Raw genomic sequence first — 23,250 nt, 5'->3', positions numbered from 1 at the left:
TGATCCAGTCCCTCTCCCCTCCCTCCGATCCGTCTTGACCTCTCGTTTGTCAGTGGCTGGCCGTAGGGTGGTCGCGCTATGACGAAGCCCTCACTCCCCGAACTCCTGCATGCTGCCGTCACTGCCGTCGGCGGCACGGAGCGCCCCGGTCAGGTGACCATGGCCGAAGCCGTCGCGGACGCGATCGACGACAGCTCCCATCTGCTGGTCCAGGCCGGCACCGGCACCGGAAAGTCGCTCGGCTATCTGGTCCCCGCGATCGCGCACGGGGAGAGGGTCGTCATCGCGACCGCCACCCTGGCCCTCCAACGTCAGCTCGTGGAGCGGGACCTGCCGCGCACGGTGGACGCCCTGCACCCTTTGCTGCGGCGCCGCCCCGAGTACGCGATGCTGAAGGGCCGCTCCAACTACCTGTGCCTGCACCGCCTGCACGAGGGGGTGCCGCAGGACGAGGAGGAAGGCCTCTTCGACCAGTTCGAGGCCGCTGCCCCCACGAGCAAGCTCGGCCAGGACCTGCTGAGGCTGCGCGACTGGGCCGACGAGACCGAGAACGGCGACCGGGACGACCTCACCCCGGGCGTCTCCGACCGAGCCTGGGCCCAGGTCTCCGTCTCCTCACGCGAGTGCGTGGGCGCCACGAAATGCGCGTACGGCGCCGAGTGCTTCGCCGAGACGGCCCGCGAGCGCGCGAAGCTCGCCGAGGTCGTCGTCACCAACCACGCGCTGCTCGCCATCGACGCCATCGAGGGCGCCCCGGTCCTTCCCCAGCACGAGGTGCTGATCGTCGACGAGGCGCACGAACTGGTCTCGCGGGTCACCGGGGTCGCCACCGGCGAACTCACCCCGGGTCAGGTGAACCGCGCGGTGCGCCGGGCCGCGAAGCTCGTCAACGAGAAGGCCGCCGACCAGCTCCAGACCGCCGCCGAGGGCTTCGAGCGGCTGATGGAGCTCGCCCTGCCGGGCCGCCTGGAGGAGATCCCCGAGGATCTCGGCTACGCCCTCATGGCCCTGCGTGACGCCGCCCGCACGGTCATCTCCGCGATCGGCGCCACGCGCGACAAGTCCGTCCAGGACGAGGACGCCGTCCGCAAGCAGGCGCTGGCCTCCGTGGAGAGCGTGCACGACGTGGCGGAGCGGATCACGAACGGCTCCGAGTGGGACGTCGTCTGGTACGAGCGGCACGACCGCTTCGGCGCCTCCCTGCGGGTCGCCCCCATGTCCGTTTCCGGGCTGCTGCGCGAGAAGCTCTTTGCGGACCGCTCCGTCGTCCTCACCTCGGCGACCTTGAAGTTGGGCGGCGACTTCAATGGCGTCGGCGCCTCCCTGGGGCTCGCCCCCGAGGGGACGGAGGGTGACGACCTGCCGCAGTGGAAGGGCGTCGACGTCGGCTCCCCGTTCGACTACCCGCGACAGGGCATCCTCTACGTCGCCAAGCACCTGGCGCGCCCCGCGCGCGACGGCGACCGGGCGGACATGCTCGACGAGCTGACGGAACTGATCCAGGCGGCCGGTGGACGCACCCTGGGGCTGTTCTCCTCGATGCGGGCGGCCCAGCTCGCCGCGGAGGAACTGCGCTCGCGCATCCCTGAGTTCCCGATCCTCCTCCAGGGCGAGGAGACCCTCGGTGAGCTGATCAAGAACTTCGCGGCCGACCCGGAGACGTGTCTGTTCGGCACGCTCTCGCTCTGGCAGGGCGTGGACGTGCCCGGCCCGAGCTGCCAGCTCGTCGTGATGGACAAGATCCCGTTCCCGCGCCCGGACGACCCGTTGATGAGCGCCCGCCAGAAAGCGGTGGAGGACAACGGCGGCAACGGCTTCATGGCGGTGGCCGCGACGCACGCCGCCCTGCTCATGGCCCAGGGAGCCGGCCGTCTCGTCCGGGCTTCGGGGGACCGGGGCGTGGTCGCCGTACTCGACCAGCGGTTGGCGACGGCCCGGTACGGGAGCTATCTGAAGGCGTCGCTGCCCGACTTCTGGTACACGACGGACCGCAACCAGGTCCGCAAGTCGCTGGCCGCGATCGACGCGAAGGCGAAGCAGGCGGAGGCATAGCCGAGGAGAGCGCGGCGATGAGGAGCACGGCTGAGGGGGCCTGACCGACTTCCGGTCAGGCCCCCTCAGCCGTGCTCCACGCGCCATGTCGCGCCCGGCGACGGGCGTCGGACAGCGCTGGGCCCCGGAACCGGCGCAGGGGTCCCGGGGCCCGGTCAGATCGGCGAGGCCGGTGCGCGGCGCTCAGACGCGCCGCAGGACCGCCACCACCTTGCCGAGGATCGTCGCGTCGTCGCCGGGGATCGGCTCGTACGCGGCGTTGTGGGGGAGGAGCCAGACATGGCCGTCCTCGCGCTTGAAGCGCTTGACGGTGGCTTCGCCGTCGAGCATGGCGGCGACGATGTCGCCGTTCTCGGCGACGGGCTGACGGCGGACCGTGACCCAGTCGCCGTCACAGATCGCGGCCTCGATCATCGAGTCGCCGACGACCTTCAGGACGAACAGCTCACCGTCACCGACGAGCTGGCGCGGGAGCGGGAAGACGTCCTCGACGGACTCCTCCGCGAGGATCGGGCCACCGGCCGCGATCCGCCCGACGAGCGGCACGTAGGACGCGGCGGGCTTGCCGGCGGTGTCCGTGGGCTGCACGGAGGCGGCCTGGTCGGAGCCGCGCACCTCGTACGCGCGCGGGCGGTGCGGGTCGCGGCGCAGGAAGCCCTTGCGCTCCAGCGCCATGAGCTGGTGTGCGACCGAGGAGGTGCTGGAGAGGCCGACCGCCTGTCCGATCTCCCGCATCGACGGCGGGTAGCCGCGCCGCTGCACGGAGTCCCTGATGACCTCGATCACCCGGCGCTGTCGGTCGGTGAGTCCCGAGCTGTCCGCCCTGATGCCTGGAGGTCGTCCGGGCAAGGAGCGCTTGTGCTCGGGATTCGTCGTTTCGTTCATCGCATGCACCGGCTCGAGTCGGCCCTGGGAGCGGTCCTGGGCAGTGATGGTGGCACTGTCTGCGGTGGTGGTCACGTCGGCCCCTCTCGATGGTCTCCCTGCTAGCCAACGGTAGTAGCTTTCGAAAGGTTGCGCCAAACACACGTTCGAGTGAAAAAGTGCGGATAGCCGGACTTGATCATGTCTCTGGGTGTATGGCTAACGCGATACCTGGCGGACAAAAAGCCTCATTGTTGTACTCTTCACCGCCGGGGTGGCGCCCTTGTGGGCCGCCGACCCAGTCTGCCATCCACGGTCCCGCCCACCCGGGACCGGCCGTCATCTGCGCGGGAGTCCCACGCCACCTCCGTGTGGCGCTCACGGTATCTCCGTAAGCCGCCGGGCGGTACACCCGTGCAACCACGACACGCGCGGGTACGGCGTGTATGTATGGGCCAATCCCCACATGTAGTGGTTGGATTGCAGCAGCGGCCCAGAAGTTGTGGTCCCCCGGGTCTTCGGGCCCTCGGCGATCGCCTATGCTTGGGGCTGCTTCGAGGGGCTCGTGAGGCCCCGTGAGGCTATTTGGTCTGCTGTGAGGAGGGTTGGGATCTCATGCACTGCCCCTTCTGCAGGCACCCCGACAGCCGCGTCGTCGACAGTCGTACGACGGATGACGGCACGTCGATCCGCAGGCGCCGCCAGTGTCCGGACTGCTCCCGTCGGTTCACCACCGTGGAGACGTGTTCGCTCATGGTGGTCAAGCGGTCCGGAGTCACCGAGCCGTTCAGTCGCAGCAAGGTCATCAACGGCGTGCGCAAGGCATGCCAGGGGCGGCCTGTCACCGAGGACGCGCTCGCCCAGCTCGGCCAACGGGTCGAGGAAGCGGTGCGGGCCACCGGAAGCGCCGAGCTGACCACCCACGACGTCGGGCTGGCCATACTCGGCCCGTTGCAGGAGCTCGACCTGGTCGCCTATCTGCGATTCGCCTCCGTCTACCGGGCGTTCGACTCGCTCGAGGACTTCGAGGCGGCTGTCGTGGAACTCAGGCGGGCAGGTCGCACCGACGCGGACGACGAGGACCGCGAAGGCGCAGGCACGGGGAGCCGGCAAGACGAGAAGAACGGGTCGGGCGAGGCCGCACAGGTCCCCGAACCCGCAGGCGCCGCCGACTGACCATCGGACCGGCCCGGGCGGAGACACCGGGACCGGTCGGCGGACGGCGATCGAAGACCTGTTGCGGGTCGTAGTGAGCGGTGCCCGCAGCATCGGACAGCACACCGTGCCACGGGAACATCGGGGCACTTCAGGGCGTTTTCGCCCGTACAGGGAGGCGGCATGACAGAGACGGCGAGCGGTCCGGCACGAGGTTCCCGCGCCAAGGGGACCAAGGCCACCAAGGGACTGCGTATCGAGCGCATCCACACCACCCCCGGCGTGCATCCGTACGACGAGGTCCAGTGGGAGCGCCGTGACGTCGTCATGACCAACTGGCGCGACGGCTCGGTCAACTTCGAGCAGCGTGGCGTCGAGTTCCCCGACTTCTGGTCGGTGAACGCGGTCAACATCGTCACCAGCAAGTACTTCCGCGGTGCCGTCGGCACCCCGCAGCGGGAGACCGGTCTCAAGCAGCTCATCGACCGGATCGTGAAGACGTACCGGAAGGCCGGCGAGGACTACAAGTACTTCGCCTCGCCCGCGGACGCCGAGATCTTCGAGCACGAGCTGGCGTACGCCCTCCTGCACCAGATCTTCAGCTTCAACAGCCCTGTGTGGTTCAACGTCGGTACGCCCCAGCCGCAGCAGGTCTCGGCCTGCTTCATCCTGGCCGTCGACGACTCCATGGAGTCGATCCTCGACTGGTACAAGGAGGAGGGCATGATCTTCAAGGGCGGCTCCGGTGCCGGCCTGAACCTCTCCCGCATCCGTTCCTCCAAGGAACTGCTGTCCTCCGGCGGCAACGCCTCGGGTCCGGTCTCCTTCATGCGCGGCGCCGACGCCTCCGCCGGAACGATCAAGTCGGGCGGCGCCACCCGCCGTGCGGCCAAGATGGTCATCCTCGACGTCAACCACCCCGACATCGAGGACTTCATCGAGACCAAGGTGAAGGAAGAGGAGAAGATCCGCGCCCTGCGCGACGCGGGCTTCGACATGGACCTGGGCGGCGACGACATCACGTCCGTCCAGTACCAGAACGCCAACAACTCGGTCCGCGTGAACGACACGTTCATGAAGGCCGTCGAGTCGGGCGGCAAGTTCGGCCTCACGTCCCGCATGACCGGCGAGGTCATCGAGGAGGTCGACGCCAAGGCCCTGTTCCGCAAGATGGCCGAGGCCGCCTGGGCCTGCGCCGACCCGGGCATCCAGTACGACGACACCATCAACCAGTGGCACACCTGCCCCGAGTCCGGCCGGATCAACGGCTCGAACCCGTGCAGCGAGTACATGCACCTGGACAACACGTCCTGCAACCTCGCCTCGCTGAACCTCATGAAGTTCCTCAAGGACGACGGCAAGGGCAGCCAGTCCTTCGACGTCGAGCGCTTCGCGAAGGTCGTCGAGCTCGTCATCACCGCGATGGACATCTCCATCTGCTTCGCGGACTTCCCGACGCAGAAGATCGGCGAGAACACGCGCGCGTTCCGCCAGCTCGGCATCGGCTACGCCAACCTCGGCGCCCTGCTGATGGCGACCGGCCACGCCTACGACTCCGACGGCGGTCGCGCCCTCGCCGGCGCCATCACCTCCCTGATGACGGGCACGTCGTACAGGCGTTCCGCCGAGCTCGCTGCCGTCGTCGGCGCCTACGACGGCTACGCCCGCAACGCGCAGCCGCACCTGCGCGTCATGAAGCAGCACGCCGACGAGAACACCAAGGCCGTCCGCATGGACGACCTGGACACGCCGATCTGGGCCGCCGCCACGGAGGCCTGGCAGGACGTCCTGCACCTCGGTGAGAAGAACGGTTTCCGTAACTCCCAGGCGTCCGTCATCGCCCCGACCGGCACCATCGGTCTCGCGATGTCCTGCGACACCACCGGCCTTGAGCCCGACCTCGCGCTGGTCAAGTTCAAGAAGCTCGTCGGCGGCGGCTCGATGCAGATCGTCAACGGCACCGTCCCGCAGGCCCTGCGCCGCCTGGGTTACCAGGAGGAGCAGATCGAGGCGATCGTCGCCCACATCGGCGAGAACGGGAACGTCGTCGACGCCCCCGGCCTCAAGCACGAGCACTACGAGGTGTTCGACTGCGCCATGGGCGAGCGTTCCATCTCCGCGATGGGCCACGTCCGCATGATGGCCGCGATCCAGCCGTGGATCTCCGGCGCCCTGTCCAAGACGGTCAACATGCCGGAGACGGCGACCGTCGAGGAGGTCGAGGAGATCTACTTCGAGGCCTGGAAGATGGGCGTCAAGGCGCTCGCGATCTACCGCGACAACTGCAAGGTCGGCCAGCCCCTCTCCGCGAAGACCAAGGAGAAGGAGAAGACCGAGATCACGGAGAAGGCCGAGGCCGCCATCCGTGAGACGGTCGAGAAGGTCGTCGAGTACCGCCCGGTCCGCAAGCGCCTGCCCAAGGGCCGTCCCGGCATCACCACGTCCTTCACGGTCGGCGGCGCCGAGGGCTACATGACCGCCAACTCCTACCCGGACGACGGTCTCGGCGAGGTCTTCCTGAAGATGTCCAAGCAGGGCTCGACGCTCGCGGGCATGATGGACGCCTTCTCCATCGCGGTCTCCGTCGGCCTCCAGTACGGCGTGCCGCTGGAGACGTACGTCTCGAAGTTCACCAACATGCGCTTCGAGCCGGCCGGTATGACGGACGACCCGGACGTGCGGATGGCGCAGTCGATCGTCGACTACATCTTCCGCCGCCTGGCGCTCGACTTCCTGCCCTTCGAGACGCGCTCCGCGCTCGGCATCCACTCCGCCGAGGAGCGTCAGCGTCACCTGGAGACCGGCTCGTACGAGCAGGCCATCGAGGAGGACGAGGTCGACGTCGAGGGCCTGGCCCAGTCGGCGCCCCGCGCGCAGGAACTGCGCGCCGTCGCCGCTCCGAAGGTCGAGGCCGAGGCGCCCAAGCCCGCGCTGAAGCAGGCCCACACCAGCGCCGAACTGGTGGAGATGCAGCTCGGCATCCAGGCCGACGCCCCGCTCTGCTTCTCCTGCGGGACGAAGATGCAGCGCGCCGGCTCCTGCTACATCTGCGAGGGCTGCGGCTCGACCAGCGGTTGCAGCTAGTCAGTGACGCACGAGGGCGGCGGAGCCGGAACCGGCTCCGCCGCCCTTCGGCGTGTACGGGGTCCTGTACGGGGTCAGGGGCGGTGTGCCTGGCCCATGACCCGGGTGAACCCGGCGGGGTCCTCGTCGAAGCCCTGGGTGCCCGGGCGGAACTCCCAGGTGCCCGACCCGTCGCGGACGAACTCCGCGACCGTGGCCGCCGTGTTGCCGAGGACGCCGCCGAAGTCCTCCTGCGACAGATCGGTGTAGCCCTCGCGGATGCGCAGGCCCGGGTTGAGCACCTTGACGAAGGTCCGCTCGGCGGTGCGCTGCTGGATGACGACGCCGACGACCACGCGCGCGTACTTCGGATTGAGCCGTTCCAGCTCCAGCGTCATGACCTCGTCCCAGCCGAAGCCCTTGCCGTCCTTGCTGTCCCGGTTGAGGGTGATGGTGCCGTCGGGGGAGCGGCTGTCGAAGTGCACCACGTAGCCGGGCTCACCGTACGGATCGGACGCGAGATAGGTCGCGGCGACGATGTCCAGATCGGTCGGCGTGCTGCCGACCGGGCTCGGGTCCCACTTCAGTGCGACCTCGACCTTGCGGATCCCCTTGCTGATGCCGTTCACCAGGCTTCCCTTCCCCTTTTCCCTCGGCCCTAACTGCCTTGTGTACAGGGCCGGTTGTCCATCCTGCCACGCGCGCGTGGTCGCTCGCCGGGCAGAACTCCGGCAGAGCGTGACCGACGCCACGCCGCCTGGCCTTACGATGGCGCGGTGCTGGTCAAGTGGATTCGCTGCACCGTGGTGGACCGCCGCGGCTTCGAGCGGGGGCAGCGAAAGTGGGCGGGGCTACTGGGTGAGCCGGGGTTTCGGGGACAGGGCGGAGGCTGGAGCCGGGGGCGGACCGGGGTGGCGCACGTCTTCTCCTTCTGGGAGAGCCGTTCCTTCTACGACTCCTTCATGGCTCGTTCCCACGACCGTCTGGCGTCGACCCAGTCGGGCACGTTCAAGGACGCGCAGGTGAAGCTCTTCGACTACCGCTTCGACGTGAAGACCGGCTTCGAGCCGCGCTTCACGGACGCCGATCTGGTGCGCGTCGCCCACTGCCGTGTCCACGAGGAGCGCGCCGAGCACTTCACGCTGATGCAGGAGAAGGTCTGGAACCCGGCGATGGCCGGTTCGCCCGGCATGATCCGTGGTCTGTTCGGCGAGGCGCCCGGCCATGAGTTCCTGGTGCTGTCCATGTGGCAGTCGGCCGCCGAGCACGGCAAGTACCGCACCGAACGCGTCGAGCGCCTCGCCCTCAGGGCCCAGATCGAGGCGGACGTGGCCTCCCTGACGGGTGACATCGTCCAGCTGGAACCCACCTGGACGGTTTGAAATCCGGACTCACTAGAGATCGATTCCTGTGGACCGGCTCCCGCAGATCAGCTCCTGCGGTCAGGCTTTCGCAGGCCGGCTCTCCACTCTCTTGAGGCCGTCGAAGGGCGTGCTGTCCGCACTGTTACGGGTGGGGCCCGTGTGGTTCGAGGTGCGGGAACTGTGTGACATACGCCGTATGGGCGCCGTACGGGTGCTCTCTCGGCCCTCACCCGATCTAGGGTTTTGGCATGGCACGACCACGGCGCATCGTCCTTGTCCGGCACGGCGAGTCAACGGGCAATGTTGATGACACCGTGTATGAACGCGAACCCGACCACGCACTGGCGCTCACCGAGCGCGGCTGGCAGCAGGCCGAGGAGACCGGCAAACGGCTCCGCGAGGTCTTCGGCCGCGAGCGCGTCAGCGTGTACGTCTCGCCCTACCGGCGCACCCACGAGACCCTCAGGGCCTTCCACCTCGACCCCGATCTCATCAGGGTGCGCGAGGAACCCCGGCTGCGCGAACAGGACTGGGGGAACTGGCAGGACCGTGACGACGTGAAGCTCCAGAAGGCCTACCGGGACGCCTACGGTCACTTCTTCTACCGCTTCGCCCAGGGCGAGTCCGGGGCCGACGTGTACGACCGGGTCGGCGGCTTCCTGGAGAGCCTCTACCGCAGCTTCGAGGACCCCGATCATCCGACGAACGTGCTGCTGGTGACCCATGGCCTGGCCATGCGCCTGTTCTGCATGCGCTGGTTCCACTGGACCGTCGACGACTTCGAGTCGCTGTCCAATCCGGGGAACGCCGAGATGCGGATGCTCGTTCTCGGGGACGACGGCAAGTACGCGCTCGACAGGCCTTTCGAGCGCTGGCGTGATCCGGAGCCGTACGGGATCACCGGATAGAGTGGCCGGAAATGACCTCTGACTCCTCTCCGATCGACTCCGCGTCGGTCGCCCCCTCTCCTGACGGGCGCCTGGGACGCGCCCTGGCCAGCCTGCGTGGACTCGCTGTGGGCGACGCGCTGGGCTCGCAGTTCTTCGTGCCCGAGAACTACCCGCTGCTCAAGCGCCGCGAGCTGCCGCCCGGCCTGTGGCAGTGGACGGACGACACGGAGATGGCCAGTTCCGTCGTCGCCGTCCTCGCCGCCCACCATCGCGTCGACCAGGACGCGCTGGCCCGCTCCTTCGCCCACCATCACGACTTCGACCGCGGCTACGGCCCCGCCGTCAACCGCCTCCTGCGGCTCGTGCGGGAGGGCGGCGACTGGCGTGAGCTGGCCGCCGGGCTCTTCAACGGACAGGGGTCCTGGGGCAACGGCGCCGCGATGAGGATCGCCCCGCTGGGCGCTTGGTACGCCGACGACCCCGAACAGGCGACCCACCAGGCGGAGATCTCCGCCTACCCCACGCATCAGCACCGTGAGGCCGTGGTGGGCGCCATGGCCGTCGCCGCTGCCGCCTCCTTCGTCGCGGCACCGGACGGCCCGCCCACCCCCGAGAAGCTCCTTGACGGTGTCATCGGGCTCATCCCGAAGAGCGCCGTCGGAGCGGGCCTGCGCCGTGCGCGGGACATGCTCGACTACGCCGACGCGGGCACCGTCGCCGCCGTGCTGGGCTGCGGACGGCGCACCACGGCCCATGACACGGTGCCCTTCGCGCTCTGGTCGGCGGCCCGGTCGCTGGGGGACTACGAGACGGCGTTCTGGTCGACCGCGCAGGTCGGCGGCGACGTCGACACGACCTGCGCGATCGTGGGCGGCGTCCTCGCGGCCGGCGCGGCGGGCGCGCCGCCGGCCGGGTGGCTGGAGCGGACCGAAAGTCTGCCGGAGTGGGTTCCGGTCGCTGCCTGAGCGGGCGGGGCAGCGGATCGTCGGCGGGCTCGGCGGGCTCGGCGGGCTCGGCGGACTCGGCGGACTCGGCGGATTCGGAAACTCTCCGCGAGTACGGAAACTCTCTGTGCATATTGGGAACTCTGCGTGACCGTCGGCTCGTTGTCGTGACATCAACCGCGCGACGCATGGGCCGTGAGCCTGTGCGGCACGCGGGAGGCCGAGGGCGGGGAATGCGGGGGGGTGTTGCGTTGGTCATGCGGTGCGTTGCCGTTGTGAGGTGCGGTGGGCGGACGGCCGGGCCGTCGTCCTCGCCGTCCCTGTCCCGGACCGGGTCCGGGACAGGGAGGAGGTCGGGCCATGCGCGCCGCTTCCGGTGCCGTCGGCGTCCGGACTCAGCCGATCCCGGGGCCCGCTGTGCCCGCCAGGGCCTCCAGGTCGCTCTTGCGCACCCGGATGACCAGCCACGCGGTCACCAGGGCGAGCACGGCCATGGAGGCCGCCGCGACGAAGCCCGTCGAGATGCCCTGGGCGAGCACCTCGTGACCCCAGGGGGCGGGCAGCTGATGGGTCTTGGCGAACTCGGCCTTCTGCTCCGCCGTGCCGTCGGCCATGAACTGGGGCAGTTGCTTCTCCGCCTCGTCCTTGCTGGCCGAGCCGAACACCGTGGTCAGGATGGACAACCCGAGCGAACCGCCCACCTGCTGCGTGGTGTTGAGCAGCCCGGAGGCCGCACCCGCCTCGTGCTGGGCGACTCCGGAGACCGCGGTGATCGTCAGGGTGACGAAGTTCAGGCCCATGCCGAAGCCGAAGACCAGCATCGGACCGAGAACTCCGCCCGCGTACGTGCTGTCGGAGCTGATCAGCGTCTGCCAGAACAAGCCCGCCACCGCGAGCGCCGAACCGGCGATCATGAACGGCTTGGGTCCGAACACCGGCAGGAACCGCTGCGACAGCCCCGCGCCGAGCGCGATCACCACGGTCACCGGCAGGAAGGCGAGACCTGCCTCGATCGGCGTGTACCCCAGCACGTTCTGCACGAAGAGCACGATGTAGAAGAACATGCCGAACATCGCCGCGGCCAGGCTCAGCATGATCACGTACGTGCCGGAGCGGTTGCGGTCGGCGAACATCCTCAGCGGGGTGATCGGTTCCTTGGCCCGCCGTTCGACGAACGCGAAGGACATCAGCAGAACGACGGCGGCGGCGAAGGATCCGATGGTCAGACTGTCCCGCCAGCCCTCGTCCGCGGCCCGGATGAAGCCGTAGACCAGGGCGGCCATGCCCGCCGTCGAGGTCAGCGCGCCCGCGAAGTCGAAGCGCCCGGTGTGCCGTTCGGACTCGCTGATGTACATCGGGGTGAGCACGGCGATCAGGATGCCGATCGGCACGTTCACGAAGAGCACCCAGCGCCAGTCGAGCCACTCGGTGAGCATGCCGCCCGCGAGCAGGCCGATGGCGCCGCCGCCCGCGGAGACCGCGGCGAAGACCCCGAACGCCCGGTTCCGCTCCGGCCCTTCGGGGAACGTGGTGGTGATGAGGGCCAGCGAGGTGGGCGAGGCGATCGCGCCGCCCACGCCCTGCAGCACGCGGGCCGCCAGCAGCTGCCAGGGCTCCTGGGCCAGTCCGCCGAGCAGCGAGGCGACGGTGAACAGCAGGATGCCGGCCGTGAAGACCCGGCGTCGGCCGAGGATGTCCCCGGCCCGGCCGCCGAGGAGCAGCAGCCCGCCGAAGGTCAGGGTGTAGGCGCTGACGACCCAAGTGAGGTCGGTGGTGCTGAACTTGAGAGCGTCTTGAATGTGCGGCAGCGCGATGTTCACAATCGTCGCGTCCAGGACCACCATGAGTTGGCAGGCCGCGATGACGGTGAGGGCGATGCCGGGACGTCCTTCCCGGCGTGCCGCACCTGGTTTCTGGTTTTCGGTCAACTGAGAGGTTGTCACCATGGGTCCCCCACAAGTGCGTTAGTGAACGCTCGCGTTCACTGTCGCGTCAACGGTAGTGAGTCCTCTGTAGTGAACGCAAGCGTTCACTTACCTTCTTGTCGCAAGGCCTGTCGCGCGGCGCTCTCCCCCTTGTCTGCCGTGCGTCGTCCCCGTATCCCCGGAATTTCCGCTCCCTCTGCTCGCTGGAGACACACAGATGGTTACCTCGCGCTGGACGGCCGCCCCCGCTCAGGCGGCCTCCCCGCGTCGGCGCGGCGCCGTGCTCGAACGCGCGATTCTCGATGCCGCGCTGGAGCAGCTCAGTACGGTCGGCTGGAGGGGTCTGACCATGGAAGGCGTCGCCGCGGGCGCCCAGACCGGCAAAGCCGCCGTCTACCGGCGCTGGTCCTCCAAGGAGGACCTCGTCGCGGACGCGCTGGAGGCCGGACTGCCTCTCATCGACGCGGCGCCCGATCGTGGCAGTGTGCGCGAGGACCTTCTCGCGCTGTGCCTCCAGGCGCGCGACGCGATGTACTCCCGTCCCGGGTTCGCTCTTCGTGCAGTCATTCACGAATGCGATGAGATCCAGGCCGAACGCTTCCACGGGGTGATCTTCAAGGGGGTCGTCGAGCCCACGCTCAAGCTGCTCGCCCAGGTCATCACTCGAGGAATTGAGCGACGGGAGGTGCGCTCGGACGCTGCCAACGGCTACGTCTTCGACGCCATCCCGGCCATGATGATGTACCGCTCGAAGATGTGCGCGAGTGAATGGAGTGATCGGGAGCTGGAGGACATGATCGACCAGTTGATGGTCCCGCTGCTCCGGCCGGACGCCGTCTGAGCGCGTCACGCACCCCGTCCGGGGCCACTCGGGCAACCAGGGTGTCGCGCGGTGATCCAGGCGGCGTAGGCTAAGGGCGCCATGCCGTACGAACCACCAACCCACGCCGTCGAGCGCTCCCTCCGCGCCACGACCGGAGCGAAGATCGTCGCCGGTGTCGACGAAGTCGGACGCGGTGCGTGGGCCGGCCCGGTCACCGTCTGCGCGGCGGTCACCGGACTGCGCCGGCCTCCCGAGGGCCTCACCGACTCCAAGCTCCTCACCGTCAAGCGCCGCAACGAACTCGACGCGGAGCTGCGGAAGTGGGTGACGTCGTACGCCCTCGGGCACTCGTCCCCGGAGGAGATCGACGAACTGGGGATGACGGCCGCGCTGCGGCTGGCGGCGGTGCGGGCCCTGGAGGCCCTGCCGGTCCGGCCCGAGGCGGTCATCCTCGACGGCAAGCACGACTACCTCGGCGCGCCCTGGCAGGTGCGTACCGTCATCAAGGGCGACCAGTCGTGTGTGGCGGTCGCGGCGGCCTCGGTGATCGCCAAGGTCCAGCGCGACAAAATGATGGCCGAACTGGGTATCGACCATGCAGACTTCGGTTTTGCGGCCAACGCCGGGTATCCGTCGCCCGTACACAAGGCCGCGCTGGAGGAGCGGGGGCCCACCCCGTACCACCGGTTGTCGTGGGCGTATCTTGATGCGCTGCCCCAGTGGCGGCATCTCAAGAAGGTCCGCAGCTGGGGGGAACGAAACGTTCCGGAGATCGAGGGGCAACTCGGCTTCGACTTCTGACCGCTTCTGTTCGCACTCATGTGCCACCCGTTCACGTGAGCCGCACCAACGTTTGATAAACATCAGCCCATGCCTCTCATTCCCGAGGAGCCTCAGATTCACGAGAGCGCCCAGGGTCCCCGCGCGACTTCGGCCAGTGCCGGCACCGCGTCGACCCCTCGTCCCGTACCCGGCCCCCGGCCCGCGGCCCACCCGCGTCCCGGTCGTCCCGGTCCCAGGCCCACGGCTCCGGCGCAGCGCGCGCCGCGGGACGTGGCCGCGAAGCCCGGACCCCCGGTCCCGGCTCCCCGCCCGGCAGCCGCCGCGGCGTCCCCGCAGCTCCAGCTCGTCCCGGCCACCGTCGAAGGCGCGCTCGACGCCGCCGAGGAAGCCGTCGACATGCTGCTGGAGTCGGGGCGCGCTCCCGGCGACATCCTGGTGATCACCACCGGCGAGCAGCACCCGTGGGCCGCCCACGAGCTGTCCTTCGGCGAAACCGCCTACTGGGCGCAGCACGACGCGGGCGACGACGTCTTCTACACGGACGCCACCGTCGCCGAGCGTGCTGTCACCCGCCCTGTCGTCGTGGTCGCCGTCAACGGCGGTTCCGACGGCGCCGTCACCACCGCGCTTCCCCTGGCCCACAGCCGGGCAGGTGCGCTGCTGATCGTCTGCGGTGACTCGCAGCAGATCAACTCGGTGCTCGGCACGGGCGTCTGAGCCCGTCACGGTCCGTCCGGGGGGACGGCTGAAGCGGTACTGGCACGGTGGGGGGTCTGTCGTGCGCGGATGACCGGGGGACGGTCTGCGTGCGTGCCCTCACCGACGTACCCGAACGCTCACGTGATGGTGCCCGGAAGGCGGGATCGCCGGTTCAGGGCGCGATGCCGGTGAGCGGATTCCGCAAGGCCACCCCTGACCCGGGGTGGCCTTCTGCGTGCTCCCTGGCGACGGGGCGGCTCTCGATGTCCGGTCATCCGGGCGCCCTATCGGCCGTTGATCGCCGATCCGGCCACCCATCGGCCCCGCTGTCGCCGACAGCTGTCCGTTCGCCGCTAGCGCGCCGCCGCGCGGCGCAGCACCTCCGAGGCGGCACCCCCGGTGCGAGGTGGCGGGGGCGGTGCCTCGGACAGGGCGAACGGCTCCGGTGGCGAGGTGGAGTTGGGGCGGCGCCCGCCGCGCCCCTCACCGAGAACCTGCCAGCCGTCACGTGTCAGCGTGATGTACGCGCCGCAGCGCAGCCCGTGCAGTGTGCACGCGTCCCGCAGGCCCCACATCCACGCGCCGTCCTCCTCGGTCCACCGAGCGTCCCCGTCACGGCAGTACAGCAGGACGGCGGTGCGCACCGGGGTGCGACGACGCAGGTCGTGCGGAATCACCCGGCGCAACTGCGCGAGGAGCGCGTTGCGGAACATCCAGCCGTCGGCCGGGGCCTGGCGGCGTACGAAGGACGCGCTCGCCCGCAGGCGTTCCTCGGCGTCGAGGACGGCCACGACGGCCGTGGCGGGTTTCGGGCGATGGCGGGAGTGGAGTCCGCTGACGACTTCTCTCGGGTTGCGCAGCAGGGGAATCCCGGCCGCGGCCCACTCCGAGGGTTCCAGCAGACGGTTGGCGGTCGCGGCGGACAGGTCGGCAGACGTCGACGTGGATGCCGCGGAGGACGGAGCGAATCCGAAGGTCACGGTCCTCCCTTCGGCTACGCGCCCAGACATGGGGGCGGGGTCGGATTCGGGGGAACGCACGCCGCAGCAGAGCCCTGCCGGATCACGGACGAGCCGTGCGGGGAGCGGACTTCAATTCTTCCTGTCGAACTGGGATGCGGCAACGAGCAATTGGGGCCACCGACCGATATCTGGTGGAGTGGGAGTTATATCCCTACCCGGTGAGATGCCACACGATGCCTGAGACGTCTGCCGCACCTCGCGACCGTCAGGCTTGCACGGCCAGGACGAGTGGCAACACCCCCCGTGCGCCGTTCCTTCGGAGCAGTCGCGCCGCCATCGCGAGCGTCCAGCCGGTCTCCGTGAAGTCGTCGACGAGGAGCACGGGACCCTCGGCCCCGGCCAGCACCGAGGAAAGCTCCGGCGGCACCGTCAGCGCCCCGTCCAGCGCCTTGAGCCGCTGGGCGCTGTTGCTCCGGGTCGGTGCCGCGGCCGAGCCCGCGTACTCCAGTGACCCCAGCAGGGGCAGCCTGCCCACCTCCGCGATACGAGCGGCGAGCGAGCCGATGAGCTGCGGCCGGGTGCGGGAGGGCACGGTGACGACCCCGACCGGCCGCGCCTGGGCGTCCGCCACTCCCGGTGCCCAGCCGCCCGGCCCCTTGGCCCAGTCGGCGAGCACCCCCACGACGGCCTGCGCGACATCGTCCGGCACCGGGCCGTCGGCGGCCTGCGGCGCGAACATCGGCCGCAGCCGGTTGCCCCAGCCGATGTCCGAGAGACGGCCCAACGCCCGCCCCGGCGCGGCCTGCTCACCGGTCGGGATCCGCCCCTTCAGGTCCACGCCGACCGCGGGCAGGCCCGTCGGCCACATACGGCGCGACTCCACCTCGACGCCCGCCCGGCCCAGATCGACCCGCGCGGCGTCCAGCGCGCCCGACGACATGTCCGCCGTGAACCGCGTCCCCGCGCAGGTGTCGCACCGCCCGCAGGGCTCCGCGCCCTCGTCGTCGAGCTGACGGCGCAGGAACTCCATCCGGCAGCCCGTCGTCGACGCGTACTCGCGCATCGCCTGCTGCTCCGCCTTGCGCTGCCGGGCCACCCACTCGTACCGCCCGGCGTCGTACGTCCACGGCTCACCCGTAGCGATCCAGCCGCCCTTGACCCGGGTCACGGCGCCGTCCACGTCGAGCACCTTGAGCATGGCCTCCAGGCGGGAGCGGCGCAGCTCCACCAGCGGTTCCAGGGCCGGCAGCGACACCGGCCGCTCCGAGCGGGCGAGGACGTCGAGCGTGCGGCGCACGAGATCCTCCGAAGGGAAGGCGAGCGAGGCGAAGTACTCCCAGATCGCCTCGTCCTCCCTGCCAGGCAGGAGCAGCACCTCGGCATGCTCGACACCACGTCCGGCACGCCCCACCTGCTGGTAGTAGGCGATGGGGGAGGAAGGCGAGCCCAGGTGGATCACGAACCCGAGGTCCGGTTTGTCGAAACCCATGCCCAGCGCGGAGGTCGCCACCAGGGCCTTGACCCGGTTGGCGAGCAGATCGTCCTCCGCCTGCTGCCGGTCCGCGTTCTCCGTCTTGCCCGTGTACGAGGCGACGGTGTGGCCCCGATGCCGCAGGAAGGCGGTGACCTCCTCGGCGGCGGCCACCGTGAGCGTGTAGATGATGCCCGAGCCCGGCAGCTCGTCCAGGTGATCGGCGAGCCATGCCATCCGGTGCGCGGCGTCCGGCAGCGACAGCACGTTGAGGCTCAGGCTCTCCCGGTCCAGCGGGCCGCGCAGGACGAGGGCGTCCGACGTGCCCCCGGTGCCGAGCTGTTCGGCCACGTCCGCGGTGACCCGCGCGTTGGCCGTCGCGGTGGTGGCCAGGACGGGGACGCCCGGCGGGAGATCGGCGAGCATCGTCCGCAGCCGGCGGTAGTCAGGGCGGAAGTCATGGCCCCAGTCCGAGATGCAGTGCGCCTCGTCCACGACGAGCAGGCCGGTCGCCGAGGCCAGCTTCGGCAGCACCTGGTCACGGAAGTCCGGGTTGTTGAGACGCTCCGGGCTCACCAGCAGGACGTCCACCTCGCCGGACGCGATCTCGGCCTGGACGGTCTCCCACTCCTCGGTGTTGGAGGAGTTGATCGTCCGCGCGTGAATCCCCGCCCGGGCCGCCGCGTCCACCTGGTTGCGCATCAGCGCGAGCAGCGGGGAGACGATCACGGTGGGTCCGCTGCCCCGGGCCCGCAGCAGCGACGTCGCCACGAAGTACACCGCGGACTTGCCCCACCCCGTGCGCTGCACGACGAGGGCCCGCCGCCCCTCGGCGACCAGCGCCTCGATGGCCCGCCACTGGTCTTCGCGCAGCCGGGCGGCGCCCGTGGCGTCCCCGACGAGACGGGCCAGGACCGCGTCGGCGGCCGATCGGAGATCCGCGTTGTTCGTGTGCTCCATGACTCCATACAACAGGACGCCACCGACACTCCGCTCAGGCTGTGGAAATGGCTCGCGCCGCATGACGGCATCGGGGCGGAGCCGACGGGATTGGCGTGTCCCTGATGGGAGTTATCCACAGGGGCCAGCGGGATTTCGTGAACCGCGAGATCGTCTGGGCATGACGAACCACGGCGAAAACGCTGGAATCCCTGGAAACGACGACATCGACGGATGTGACGAGCGTCCGTTCGGCGACACGCCTCACGACGAGCCCTACGACGAGTTCGACGACGAGCCCTGCGACGACCCGGCCGAGTTCCCTGACTCCCTCGAGCCACGGCCCACCGGACTCGCCGCGCTCGCGGGGCGCACCGACCCCTTGGAGTGCACCTCCTACGACGGTCACGGCACCCAGCGCCTGACCTTGCGCAGCCCGGCCGAACTCGCCGACGCCCTGCCCTATCTGCTGGGGTACCGGCCCGAGGACAGCATCGTCCTGGTCGCCCTCCGCGACAAAGAGGGGCGAGGCACGTTCGGCGGCCGGGCCCGCCTCGGCATCCCCGCGAACGCGGAGGACTGGCCCGCCGTGGCCAAGCAGTTGGCACAGGGCCTGGTCGCGGGCAGCGAGCGCAGGAACGCCCGGCCCGACCAGATGGTCGCCTACCTGTGCCAGGAACCGGGCACGGGCGAGTCCGGCCGACAGGTCATGGAGCGGCTCCGCGCCCTGGCCCAATTCCTGCGCGTCGAGTGCGGTCGCCTCGAAGTACCCGTGATCGAGGCGCTGTGCATCTCCGACGGCCGCTTCTGGTCCTACTGCTGCGCGAGTGAGTACTGCTGCCCGCTCGAAGGCCACGCCATGGGCCTGCCCGGCACCTCCGTACTGGCCGCGGCCGCCACCTACGCAGGCCTCCAGGTGCGCGGCACGCTGAAGGAACTCCGGGCCAGGCTGCTGCCCTGGGAGAACGCCTCGGCCCTCGCCCAGGAAGTCGCCCTGGACGCGGCGGGCATGGCGATCGTCCCCAGGATTCTCGACGCGTCCTACCGCACGGGTGTCGCCGAAGAGACGCTCGAACTCGCCGAGATGCTGATGCTGCGCTTCGCTCATGCACCGCGGGTCTCCGGCATCCTCACCGCCGATCTCCAGGACGACCAGCTGCTCAGCCATGACGAGGCCGCGACCCTGATCCTCGGACTCCAGGACCGCACGACCCGCGACCGGGCCGCCCAGTGGATGGAAGGCGACGAGGCACCCCACGCCTTGCGCCTCTGGCGCGCCCTCGCCCGTCGCTGCGTCGGCCCCTACGGCGAGCACGCCGCGGCCCCGCTCACCCTCGCGGGCTGGGTCGCATGGTCCACGGGTGACGAACTCGAGGCTCGGGAGGCGCTGGCCATGGCACTCGGCGCGGACCCCGAATACCTCTTCGCCCGCCTCCTCCACCAGGCCTGCAACGAGGGACTGGACCCCGAGTCCATCCGACGGTGCCTGCGCGCGGAACGTGGGGTGGGGGAGCAGGCCGGCCATGTCGGTCCGGCCGGGCCCGATCTTCGGGCCGCCGCCGATGCCGACGGCTGTGGTGACGTCGACACGAGGGCCGGTGCCGATGCGAGGTCGAGTACCGATACGAGGTCGAGTGCCGAAGGCACCCACGACTTCAGCGGCCTCGAAGAATCGGCGTCCAGCACCGCGGCACGAACCCGGAGCACCGGCCACCGACGCCGCTCGCGGGCCGCCTCCAAGGCCGCGCACCCGGCGGGGAAGGGACGGGCGGCGAGCGGGGTGCGTCCCGGAATTCCGGCGCAGGGAGGCAGCCGACCCGGTGGGGCGCCGGTGACAGGCGGTGCGCGCACCGGATCACCGCGCGCGGGGCGTCCGTACCGGACAGGCGTGCACGGTGACGAGGCGCGCGAGGGGAACGCTCGGCCGGGGGAGCAGGGGAAGGGCTGAACCGAAGGGCTGATCAGCCGATCCGGGGTGGGCGGACTCGGCCGCCCTCTCCCACGCCGCCATTCGGTCGGCTCTGCCGGTCACAGGCGTGACCCCGGAGAGCTTTGCCCCGTTCACCTGAGTGGCGGAACGCCTGGACGAGTCCGGTCGTCGCGCCGCGCCCCAACACCCAGCACCGCGCACCATCGCCCGACCCGACCCGACCCGACGCGGCGACCGCACCGCACCGATCGTCCAGGACTCCCCCCACTCCTGCCTGCCCGAGGCGCACCGAGCGCAGAAGAAGCCGCCCATGTACCAGCCGACTCCGCCCTCCGCCGCCGACGACAACCACTCCGCCGCGGGCCGCCCCGTGCCCGACGCAGGACCGATTTCCGTGCCGTCGGGCACCACAGGGGCTCCCAAGCGTCCTCAGGCCACGACGGTCCGATCACCCTTACCCTCCGGCCAGGGCGGTGTCCCCGCCCCCACACCTCGTCGTGTCCGTGACCTCCCGCCCACACACAACGCCCTGATCTGCGTGGCCCTCCCCGGCCTCGCCATCTCCACCGAGCAGGCGCAGCTCACCGGTGACGGACTGGACGGGTTCTACCGGGCCGGCCGGCGTCTGCTGTCCCGCTGTCGGCTCAGCGTGGCCGGACGGGAACCGCTCACCGTCCAGGCGCGGATGACCGCGACCGACACCGTCCGCTTCATGGCGACGGTCCGCGCCTCCCCGCACGCGGGACCGGATCCGGACGTCGTCGTCGAGCGGGTGCGGAACGCGGACGGCACCGAGCGGATCACCCTGCACAGCGCGTCCGTTCGCCCCTTGCGCCTGCCCGTCGAGGTGGCGCTCGGTACGGACCTGGCCGACCTGGGGGCCATCGCGAACGGCATGCAGGGCGCCGAACTGCCCGCGAGCGTTCACGATTCCGGGCTGCGCTGGTCGTCCCCCACGGCGCAGGTCTCCGTGACCGCCGACCCGCCACCTGTCGACGCGATCGCCTCTGCGGGGCTGCTGCGCTGGGAGTTGGTCCTTCCCCCGGGAGGCAGCGCGAGCGTGGAACTCCGGGTACGTCCGGAGGGAGCGGGTCCGGTCCGACCCGTGGGCCGGGCGGCGACGAGTCCGATCGCCCGGGCACACGCGGCGGGCGACGATCCTCGGGCGGAGCACCTCCTGCGGGCGGGCGTCGAGGACCTCCAGGCTCTGCTGATCCGCGACCCCGCGCATCCGACCGACATCCACCTCGCCGCCGGTGCGCCCTGGCGGTGCGGTCTGGCTCCGGCCGAGGCGCTGGCCGCGGCTCGGATGACCCTCCCCCTGGGGACCCGGCTCGCCGCCGGCACCCTGCGGACACTCGCCCGCGCGCAACTCCCGGCGCAGGGCAGGCAGTCCGGGATGATCCCCGGCCCGAGACGCGACGCGGGTCCCCATCTGCCGCCGAGCTGCACCGGCACCGAGGCCACCCTGCTCTTCCCGGTACTCCTCGCGGAAGCGCGCCGGTGGGGACTGCCCGACGCGGAGACGGAGGAACTGCTGCCGACGGCCGAGCGCTGCCTCACCTGGCTCCTGGCCGCCGCGGCCGACACCCCGTTCCTCCGCGACCCGCAGCCCGGTGGCCCCGTCCGCTGCGAGACACAGGCCCACGCGCATCGGGCCGCACTGCTCGGCGCCGACCTCCTCGACACCTGCGGCAGACCCGGAGGTCCCGCCCTGCGCCAATGGGCACAGGAACTGCGCGCCGCGTTCCGCGATTCCTTCTGGATCGACGACCTGGGCGGCGGCCGACCCGCCGCGGCCCTGACCCCGGACGGCCGTCCCGTGCCCCTGCTCGGCGCGACCGCAGTCCACCTCCTCGACACGGGTCTGCTGAGCGGCGGAGCACAGGCGGCCGGGCTGCTGGACAGGGTGCAGACCGAGCAACTCGCGCGGCTGCTCGGCAGTCCGGTCATGGACTCCGGCTGGGGCCTGCGAGGACTGGGCGCGAAGGACCCGGGACACAACCCGTTCGGCCATCGCGGCGGGGCCGTCAGACCCTACGAGACCGCGATCGCCGTGTCCGGCCTGGCCGCCGCCGGCTACGAGAAGGAGGCGGCCTCGCTGCTGAAGGGCACCCTCGCGGCGGCCGAGCACTTCGGACACAGGCTGCCCGAGATGTACGCGGGGGAGCAGCGCACCGACGGGAGCGCTCCCCTTCCGCATCCGGCGGCCTGCCGTCCCGCCGCCACGGCGGCAGCCGCCGGGGTGCTGCTGCTGACGTCTCTCGCGGGCATCCGCCCCGACGCCCCCGCGGGGACGGTCACCTTGCGCCCGATGCGCAGTGCCCCGCTGGGCGAGATCGTCCTGACCGGTCTGCGGATCGCGGGAGCGCCCTTCGCCGTGCGGGTCAGCCGGCTCGGCCTGGCGATGGTCGAGGAGGCCGCCGACGGACTTCAGCTGGGTGTGTGAGCACCTGGTGATCGAAGTGGATCAACCATCGATGGAGCCGGCGAAGGGAGTGTTTATCGTCAGGCAGACGACTATGATCGCCGCATGTCCTACGACCCGTCAGCCTTTCCGCCCTTCGCCGTCACCGTGGACCTGGTTGTGCTGACCGTGCGCCGCCACGCCTTGTGTGCGCTGGCGGTGCGCAGGGGTGAGGCGCCCTTCCAGGGCCGCTGGGCGCTCCCGGGCGGTTTCGTCCGGGCCGACGAGGATCTGTCGCAGGCCGCGGCCCGCGAACTGGCGGAGGAGACAGGGCTGCGCGCCCACGAACCCACCGCGCCCGCCCAGGACAACGGCGCGCACCTGGAGCAGCTCGCCACCTACGGCGACCCCAAGCGCGATCCCCGGATGCGGGTCGTCAGCGTCGCCCACCTCGCCCTCGCTCCCGACCTGCCCGCACCCCGGGCGGGCGGTGACGCCAGCAACGCGCGCTGGGCGCCGGTCGACGAACTGCTCCAGCACGGCGGTTACGGCCGCGACGGCGAACCGTTGGCTCCCCTGGCCTTCGACCATGCCCAGATCCTGGCCGACGGAGTGGAGCGTGCCCGTTCCAAGATCGAGTACTCGTCGCTGGCCACGGCGTTCTGCACCACCGAGTTCACCGTCGGAGAGCTGCGCCGCGTCTACGAGGCGGTGTGGGGAGTGGCCCTGGACCCGCGCAACTTCCACCGCAAGGTGACGGGCACACCCGGCTTCCTCGTCCCCACCGGCGGGACGACCACACGCCAGGGCGGTCGTCCCGCTCAGCTCTTCCGGGCCGGTGGCGCCACCCTGCTCAACCCGCCGATGCTGCGCCCCGAGGTGTGACGGTGGCCGGGCCTCGGCCCGGCCACCGCCCCAACCCCCTTCAAGGCGACCCGAGATGCCGCGGCTGCTTCGCCCGGCCGGGCTCTTCCGGTAC

At 70.5% G+C, this 23,250-nt stretch carries 17 protein-coding genes; 12 read left to right on the top strand and 5 right to left on the bottom strand.

Features of this window, described 5'->3' with window-relative positions; translation table 11 throughout:
• The first annotated feature begins 78 nt into the window (after positions 1-78).
• Positions 79-2,052 carry an ATP-dependent DNA helicase gene (locus ACIPSE_RS41290; protein ID WP_401673794.1) on the top strand — a complete coding sequence of 658 codons (1,974 nt, stop codon included), beginning with the start codon at positions 79-81 and terminating at the stop codon, positions 2,050-2,052.
• A gap of 183 nt (positions 2,053-2,235) precedes the next feature.
• On the opposite strand, the gene lexA is transcribed toward ACIPSE_RS41290, so the two are convergent.
• Complete coding sequence (gene lexA, locus ACIPSE_RS41285) at positions 2,236-3,012, bottom strand: transcriptional repressor LexA (protein WP_401673791.1); 777 nt, start codon at positions 3,010-3,012, stop codon at positions 2,236-2,238.
• Positions 3,013-3,531: 519 nt separating this feature from the next.
• On the opposite strand from lexA, the gene nrdR reads away from it, so the two are divergent.
• Together nrdR and ACIPSE_RS41275 are read left to right on the top strand one after the other, a co-directional pair.
• Positions 3,532-4,092 carry a transcriptional regulator NrdR gene (gene nrdR, locus ACIPSE_RS41280; protein ID WP_401673788.1) on the top strand — a complete coding sequence of 187 codons (561 nt, stop codon included), beginning with the start codon at positions 3,532-3,534 and terminating at the stop codon, positions 4,090-4,092.
• A 162-nt stretch (positions 4,093-4,254) separates the two neighbouring features.
• Positions 4,255-7,155 carry a vitamin B12-dependent ribonucleotide reductase gene (locus ACIPSE_RS41275; RefSeq protein WP_401673786.1) on the top strand — a complete coding sequence of 967 codons (2,901 nt, stop codon included), beginning with the start codon at positions 4,255-4,257 and terminating at the stop codon, positions 7,153-7,155.
• A gap of 74 nt (positions 7,156-7,229) precedes the next feature.
• Here ACIPSE_RS41275 and ACIPSE_RS41270 read toward each other — a convergent pair whose 3' ends face one another.
• On the bottom strand, positions 7,230-7,763 hold the full coding sequence (locus ACIPSE_RS41270; protein WP_401673783.1) for a TerD family protein: 534 nt from the start codon (positions 7,761-7,763) through the stop codon (positions 7,230-7,232).
• Between the two features lie 147 nt (positions 7,764-7,910).
• On the opposite strand from ACIPSE_RS41270, the gene ACIPSE_RS41265 reads away from it, so the two are divergent.
• From ACIPSE_RS41265 to ACIPSE_RS41255, 3 genes are all read left to right on the top strand, one after another.
• Positions 7,911-8,516 carry a YdbC family protein gene (locus ACIPSE_RS41265; RefSeq protein WP_401673781.1) on the top strand — a complete coding sequence of 202 codons (606 nt, stop codon included), beginning with the start codon at positions 7,911-7,913 and terminating at the stop codon, positions 8,514-8,516.
• A 230-nt stretch (positions 8,517-8,746) separates the two neighbouring features.
• On the top strand, positions 8,747-9,406 hold the full coding sequence (locus tag ACIPSE_RS41260) for a histidine phosphatase family protein (RefSeq protein ID WP_401673779.1): 660 nt from the start codon (positions 8,747-8,749) through the stop codon (positions 9,404-9,406).
• Between the two features lie 11 nt (positions 9,407-9,417).
• The gene (locus ACIPSE_RS41255) at positions 9,418-10,353 is read left to right on the top strand and encodes an ADP-ribosylglycohydrolase family protein (protein ID WP_401673777.1); all 936 of its coding nucleotides are present in this window, start codon (positions 9,418-9,420) and stop codon (positions 10,351-10,353) included.
• A gap of 374 nt (positions 10,354-10,727) precedes the next feature.
• Here the strand turns inward: ACIPSE_RS41255 and ACIPSE_RS41250 are convergent, their stop codons facing one another.
• Positions 10,728-12,275, bottom strand: coding sequence for an MFS transporter (locus ACIPSE_RS41250; RefSeq protein ID WP_401673936.1), 1,548 nt, complete (start codon positions 12,273-12,275; stop codon positions 10,728-10,730).
• Positions 12,276-12,474: 199 nt separating this feature from the next.
• Here ACIPSE_RS41250 and ACIPSE_RS41245 point away from each other — a divergent pair, with 199 nt between their 5' ends.
• The 3 genes from ACIPSE_RS41245 (at position 12,475) to ACIPSE_RS41235 (ending at position 14,580) form a co-directional block, all read left to right on the top strand.
• Positions 12,475-13,098 carry a TetR/AcrR family transcriptional regulator gene (locus ACIPSE_RS41245; RefSeq protein WP_401673775.1) on the top strand — a complete coding sequence of 208 codons (624 nt, stop codon included), beginning with the start codon at positions 12,475-12,477 and terminating at the stop codon, positions 13,096-13,098.
• Positions 13,099-13,179: 81 nt separating this feature from the next.
• Complete coding sequence (locus ACIPSE_RS41240) at positions 13,180-13,881, top strand: ribonuclease HII (RefSeq protein WP_401673772.1); 702 nt, start codon at positions 13,180-13,182, stop codon at positions 13,879-13,881.
• A 69-nt stretch (positions 13,882-13,950) separates the two neighbouring features.
• Positions 13,951-14,580: a hypothetical protein gene (locus ACIPSE_RS41235; protein ID WP_401673769.1), complete on the top strand. Its 630-nt coding sequence runs from the start codon at positions 13,951-13,953 to the stop codon at positions 14,578-14,580.
• A gap of 335 nt (positions 14,581-14,915) precedes the next feature.
• Here ACIPSE_RS41235 and ACIPSE_RS41230 read toward each other — a convergent pair whose 3' ends face one another.
• Together ACIPSE_RS41230 and ACIPSE_RS41225 are read right to left on the bottom strand one after the other, a co-directional pair.
• Positions 14,916-15,542, bottom strand: a complete 627-nt coding sequence (locus ACIPSE_RS41230; RefSeq protein WP_401673767.1) for a hypothetical protein — start codon at positions 15,540-15,542, stop codon at positions 14,916-14,918.
• A gap of 247 nt (positions 15,543-15,789) precedes the next feature.
• Positions 15,790-17,955 (bottom strand): RecQ family ATP-dependent DNA helicase, encoded by a 2,166-nt coding sequence (locus ACIPSE_RS41225; RefSeq protein WP_401673764.1) that lies wholly within the window; start codon positions 17,953-17,955, stop codon positions 15,790-15,792.
• 160 nt (positions 17,956-18,115) lie between these two features.
• Between ACIPSE_RS41225 and ACIPSE_RS41220 the strand changes: the two genes are divergently transcribed.
• The 3 genes from ACIPSE_RS41220 (at position 18,116) to ACIPSE_RS41210 (ending at position 23,156) form a co-directional block, all read left to right on the top strand.
• On the top strand, positions 18,116-19,882 hold the full coding sequence (locus tag ACIPSE_RS41220) for a DUF4192 domain-containing protein (RefSeq protein ID WP_401673762.1): 1,767 nt from the start codon (positions 18,116-18,118) through the stop codon (positions 19,880-19,882).
• Positions 19,883-20,402: 520 nt separating this feature from the next.
• A complete protein-coding gene (locus tag ACIPSE_RS41215; protein ID WP_401673759.1) occupies positions 20,403-22,313 on the top strand; it encodes a glycogen debranching N-terminal domain-containing protein in 1,911 nt (636 codons plus the stop codon).
• Between the two features lie 84 nt (positions 22,314-22,397).
• Positions 22,398-23,156 carry an NUDIX domain-containing protein gene (locus ACIPSE_RS41210; protein WP_401673757.1) on the top strand — a complete coding sequence of 253 codons (759 nt, stop codon included), beginning with the start codon at positions 22,398-22,400 and terminating at the stop codon, positions 23,154-23,156.
• Positions 23,157-23,250 lie beyond the last annotated feature (94 nt).

Source organism: Streptomyces sp. NPDC090106 (genome assembly GCF_044747265.1).
Lineage (GTDB): Bacteria > Actinomycetota > Actinomycetes > Streptomycetales > Streptomycetaceae > Streptomyces.
Note: the sequence above shows the minus strand (reverse complement) of the source record. Positions and strands in the feature narration are given on the sequence as shown.